Origin of the sequence: Bradyrhizobium sp. NBAIM08, assembly GCF_020193935.1 — a bacterium.
In the GTDB taxonomy this organism is placed as follows: Bacteria; Pseudomonadota; Alphaproteobacteria; order Rhizobiales; family Xanthobacteraceae; genus Bradyrhizobium; species Bradyrhizobium yuanmingense.
In genome coordinates, this window is the sequence record NZ_JADYVR010000681.1 from 1 (window position 1) to 422 (window position 422).

General features: G+C 75.6%; 1 protein-coding gene. It reads right to left on the reverse strand.

Annotation, left to right across the window (positions count from 1 at the left end; translation table 11 throughout):
* Positions 1 to 101: 101 nt before the first annotated feature.
* A partial coding sequence (locus tag I6F37_RS41540; protein WP_225154602.1) for a bacterial transcriptional activator domain-containing protein occupies positions 102 to 422 on the reverse strand: 321 nt, incomplete at its 5' end.

Genomic DNA, 422 nt, shown 5'->3' on the forward strand with positions numbered 1-422 from the left:
CGGCTCGCTGGCGGGCGAGGATGCTGGTGGGCCCACCCAGCTGGGCGGTGCTCTGGTCGGCGATGGATCGCATCTGCTGCTCCTCGGTGGGTGGTGGGTCGTCAGCGGCGGCGGCGCGACGGCCGCTCGATCGGTCGGCCCAGCAGGGGGCCGACGAGGCCTCGGATCGTCGGTGACGGCGGCAGCCCGAGCTCCAGGGCCAGCAGCCGCCGGTAGACGTGGTACTGCCGCAGCGCCTCGGCGGCGTTGCCCTCGGCCAGGTGGACGGCGATCACCTGGCGGTGGGCGCTCTCCCTCAGCGGGTCGGCCCGGACCGCGGACAGCGCGGCCATCAGGGCGGACGTGTGCTCCCCGACCGCCCGCAGCGTCTCGCTGAGGCGCTCGAGGGCGTGCAGCCGCAGCTGGCGGTAGCTCTCCCGCTC